At 54.4% G+C, this 4,665-nt stretch carries 4 protein-coding genes; 2 read left to right on the forward strand and 2 right to left on the reverse strand.

The window, feature by feature from the left end; translation table 11 throughout:
- Positions 1-394, reverse strand: a 394-nt coding sequence (locus tag GTN70_06530; GenBank protein NIO16642.1) for a hypothetical protein, incomplete at its 3' end; no start/stop codon positions are given.
- A 207-nt stretch (positions 395-601) separates the two neighbouring features.
- Between GTN70_06530 and GTN70_06535 the strand changes: the two genes are divergently transcribed.
- Entirely contained in the window at positions 602-1,159 is a 558-nt protein-coding gene (locus GTN70_06535) for a hypothetical protein (GenBank protein ID NIO16643.1), read from the forward strand.
- Positions 1,160-1,819: 660 nt separating this feature from the next.
- Positions 1,820-2,668 (forward strand): hypothetical protein, encoded by an 849-nt coding sequence (locus tag GTN70_06540; protein NIO16644.1) that lies wholly within the window; start codon positions 1,820-1,822, stop codon positions 2,666-2,668.
- Between the two features lie 215 nt (positions 2,669-2,883).
- Here the strand turns inward: GTN70_06540 and GTN70_06545 are convergent, their stop codons facing one another.
- Positions 2,884-4,374, reverse strand: a complete 1,491-nt coding sequence (locus GTN70_06545; GenBank protein NIO16645.1) for a DUF2779 domain-containing protein — start codon at positions 4,372-4,374, stop codon at positions 2,884-2,886.
- Positions 4,375-4,665: the final 291 nt, after the last annotated feature.

Below are 4,665 nucleotides of genomic sequence, written 5' to 3' on the forward strand. Positions count from 1 at the left end.
ACTCGATTGTTAGCCGGCAGTTTTCGCACTCTCCGGCGGCAAGCTCTTCCTCTCCCGGATGATAGCGGACCATCACGTCCCGTTCACAATCGACGCACTTGACATCGCACCTGGCCAGCTCCCGGCTGTCCAGAGACAGGTCAACCGGCCTCTCTTCCGGGACGCTGCCCCGGCCGTCATCGGCAACAGCAGCGGGGTCGATGTCCCTCAACTCCTTACCGCAGAAGGGGCAGTAATCGATATCCACTTCATGTCCCCGGTCTACGAACTGCCATGTTTTCCTCAGCTCATCGAAGAGAATGCGCTCGTTGCTCTTTTCCCCCCCATCCGCCTCCGGGCACAGGTGGTAATACCAGGCATCACAGAAAAAATCCCCATCCTTTTTCAGAATCATGGCCTTCCTCGTTCCCCCCTTTATTTGACCGCGAAATCCATACCTTACCTTTTCGGAATATATGGCCCGTCCTTTAAAGCGCTCAAACAAGGAGGCGTTCCCACGCTCACATTTTCGTCCCCCGGCGATTTTTTGCTCCCTTCGATCCAGGGTCTTGCCATCGGCGGGGAAAATGTATAATGTGTAAAAAAAAAGGAGGTCGACGCGATGAAACGGAGACCATCTATAGCCGTGATCGCCCTGTGTGCGCTGCTTGCTGCAGCCGCGCTCCATCCCGGAATTGCGAGCGCTGCCACCGCAAAGGAGATCGACGTCAGCGTTGATGTGGCGCTGGAGCGTTTTCACAGCGAGATAAAGGGGGGGAAAGAGTTTTTAAAGAGCGCCAGGGGGGTGCTCATCTTTCCGAAGGTGTACAAGGCGGGCTTCGTCGCCGGCGCGGAATATGGCGAGGGATCGCTGCGGATCGGCGGAAAAACCGTCGACTACTACAGCACCGTAGCGGTTTCCTTCGGGCTGCAGATCGGAGCCCAGGCCAAGACGATAATCATCGTCTTCATGCAGCAGCAGGCGCTCGACAACTTCCGTGCAAGCTCGGGATGGGAGGCGGGCGTCGACGGATCGATAGCCCTGATAACCGTCGGCGCGGGGGGCTCGATCGACACGACCAACATAAAAGACCCTATCGTGGCTTTCGCTTTCGGACAGAAGGGCCTCATGGTAAACATCACCCTCGAGGGATCGAAGTTCAGCAAGATAGAAAAATAAGGGCGCCGGGCTCACGCTTCCGGGATTCCCCCCGGGCAGCCGCTATCCCGTGCCACCCTTTCCTGGAGGATATTCCCGCCTCATTGGTGTTCACGGAGAGCGCCGCTTCCGGGCCCTGCCCTCTCCGATTGAAATACACTATATGTCTTTGTATGTACAAAAATAATTAATTTGCTAAATTTATGTTTTTTTTGCTTGCAATTAAATAAAATTTATATTAATTGACATATAAGCATTGAACGTTTTTTATGCAGTGAACCAGTTTTCATCGAGACGGTAACGGGTGGGGATACAGCCCCCCGCCTTATAATTGCTTTCCTCCCCTTACGAAGGCGGGTCCTATGAAGCTTGTCGACCATATGCATCGCCCGCCTTCCCCCTCCCTTCAATCTCAAGGTAAGGCGCATGATCCCGGTTCGAACACTGATTCCTTATCCCGTCAAGTTCGTTTTCCTATACCTCACCCACATTTGCCCTTGAGCGGGGGGAGATTCTGTAAAATAATAAAGCAACGGCCCGTTGAAAAATTTATTGCACAATAGAGACTCAAAGCCCGGGAAAATGCCCCTGCCAGAAACCTTGCGTCGTTTTATCTTTTTTTTCTTTGCTCTGCTCATAACCGCTGCCATGTGCCCTGGATGCGTGAAGCAAGCCGGAAGGGTGACATATTTCCGTTATGCCTACCAGGATGAGCGGTATGAGATAGGAGGAAAATATCCGCTCCCCCATGAGTTGTCCGGCAGGGTGAACTGCTACCGCTTCGTCGTAAACGACGATGGGAAGGTAGAGAAAGTAGAGTATTTGAAACGTGGAAAACCAGAAAAAGACCCGCACTTCGGGGCGGCAAAGGTGCACGTTGAGCGCAGGGACAATTTCAGGAAAATAATGTACAGAGACCGGGGAGGGAGGCCCTCTAAAAACAGAAAGGGGGTTTTTGCCCTCCTTTTGGAACTCGATGAAAACAAAAATCCGGTGCACGTATCCAATCTTGACGGTGCAGGGAACGTGATGGAAAACGCAAGCGGGGTGGCCCACTACGCGTTGTCACTCGACGAGAAAGGACGGAAGGTCAAGGTGCTCTTTTCCGACAAAAACGGCACCAGAATCACGGACCGCGATGGCTATTACGAGGTACATTACGCCTATGATGACCGGGGGAACATGCGCGAAATGTCAAACCATGGCAAAGATGGGGCATTGCTGGAAAACAGGGACGGCATCGCAATCATCCGGCAGAAATTTGACGACCACAAAAATATCATCGAACAGAAATATCTGAGCGCGCAGGGAAAGCTGCGGGAAAACAGGGACGGCTTTGCCATCGCGCGGATGAAGTATGATGAATCGGGGAACAGGGTCGAGCAGAGCCATTTTGGCTCGAGTGAAAAATTAAAGGAAGTGAGAGAGGGGATCGCCGTCTGGCAAATGGAATATGACGAGCGGGGGGAGCTTGAAAAAATCGTTACCCTCGATAGGCGGGGAAAAATTATCAGGCCCGCAGGGAGATAAACGAAGTAACACCAGAACAGGCGCATTAAAGGCGGCGCAACAACCTATGAAACCTTTTCCGGGTTTTTTCTTCCGAGTTCTTCTCGCGGTTTCGCCCTTTCGAGTTTTTCCTTGAGCTTCCCTCTTCCGATTGTTCCCCGGATTTCCCGTTCTTTCAAACGGTTCGGTTTTTTTCAGCTGCTTGCGCCGCCTTAATTACTATAATAAACAAATTATCATAAATTACAAGATAAATTTTTCAGTCTCTCGAGAATCTTCACCATCGCCAGCGTATCGAGCCGGCAGTACGCCCGCAGAGACCTCCCGATCCGCTCTGCTTCAAAGGCGTCCCGGGCCCCGCACATTTCGTAGAAAGCCTCCATCGCCGCGCCGCCATCGCTGATCTCGAGACTTTCGTAGCTCAACCCGGGAACGAGGGCCGGGAGAACCGCTTTGATCGACGTGGAGCCCCGCATCCTCCAGAAATAGACGTCCCTCCTCCTGAAGGGGACCGCCAGGTCCACGATGTTATGGATGACGGCCTCTGCTTTCTTTCCCGGTTCCGGGAACCACCTCATCATGTTCCGCAAAACCCCCGTCTCGAAAGATCTCCCGTAGACGAGGACGCAGGCCTCCTCGGGTATTTCGTCCAAAAGCCTCTGCATCATGCCCATCCGGGGGTCGCCCCGGGGCGGGGCAAGAAACTCGCTGTGCCCGACTCCTGATTTTTCGTCCGGAATGGAATGGAGAGAATAGAGAAAGGGGACCTGCTCGTAGGGCTTCGTGCCGTCGAATGGGGGGATGGGGTCCATGATCGTTTCGAAGTCGAGAAAGAAGAGGGGGTACCGGATGGAGCGAAGGAAATCTTCCACCCCCTCCCTGTTGACATAGTTTCTCCTCTTCAGTGTCGCAGCTGCCTGAATCCTCTGGGCGGGGGACATATCCCCGGGGGGCACGTCCTGCAAACGGACTATCCCCTGCGCGTAGAGCGCGAGTTTGTCGACCCCTTTCCCCCTCAGGCTGAATACGGAGTCCTCGGGAATGTGCCGCCAGCAGTGCCCCTTGAAGCCGCAATCTTCGATATCCACGCAGTGCCTGCCGATATCCACCCCCGGCATCGGGCCCCCGATAATTCCCTTCTGCTTTCTCACCTCCTCTCCCACGGATGGCTGCTTCTCGGCCACCTCCTCCGTCACGTCCCGCATCGTGAAAAGCTCTCTCACCCGTATCTCCCCGTTTCTCACGTATCCGCGGTTTATGTGAACCACGTAAGCCCTTGCGACCGGCAGCAGCGAGCCCCGGAGCACGTAATACTGAAGCGCCGCGTCCTCAACGTACATCTCCTTTACCCTCGCCGAGTCCTTCACCTCATAGACCTCCCACCCCTTCCATCCCCGATGGAGGATATCCACGCTCAGCGACACCCCATCGTGGGTAAATGCCGCGTCATACAGGGTGGTTGAGCCGCGCAGAATCTCGCCCGCCGTCAGTTCGACAGCTACTCCACGCGATTCTTTTTTTCGCGGTATCTCAACCCCTCCCGGGAAGAGTTCCCGCGCAACTCGATTCACCCGTGCGCTGTTTCGCTGTCTCGTCCTGCGCGAGGGATGGGGCGCATCCCTCAGTTCCGGATGATGCTTGTTGAGATAAAGGGACTTGTAGCAGCGAAGCCCCTTGAGATACAGGGACCTGTTGAGCAGGGAACCGTTATGTTCCGTGTCACCCATGGAGATCATCCTGCCGATGACATTGATTGAATAGCATATCCCCCCGTATATATATTGGTGGATTTCGCCACCCCTGTAAACCCGCCAAAAAAAGAGGCGAACGGCAGGGTGGCTTCATGCGGAGATGTCCAGGCGCTTTTGCGGCAATCCGGAGGGGCGCCTTACCGCGATGTCACGGCCGGTTCTCCCGGCCCTGCACTTTCCCCTTTGAGGGGGGCCATCTTTTTTATACTATTTGAGGAGGAATTAAAAAAAACAAAAGGGAAAACGCGGAACCGCCGGTATCGCCGC

The sequence above is a fragment of the Deltaproteobacteria bacterium genome (genome assembly GCA_011773515.1).
In the GTDB taxonomy this organism is placed as follows: Bacteria; Desulfobacterota; Deferrimicrobia; order J040; family J040; genus WVXK01.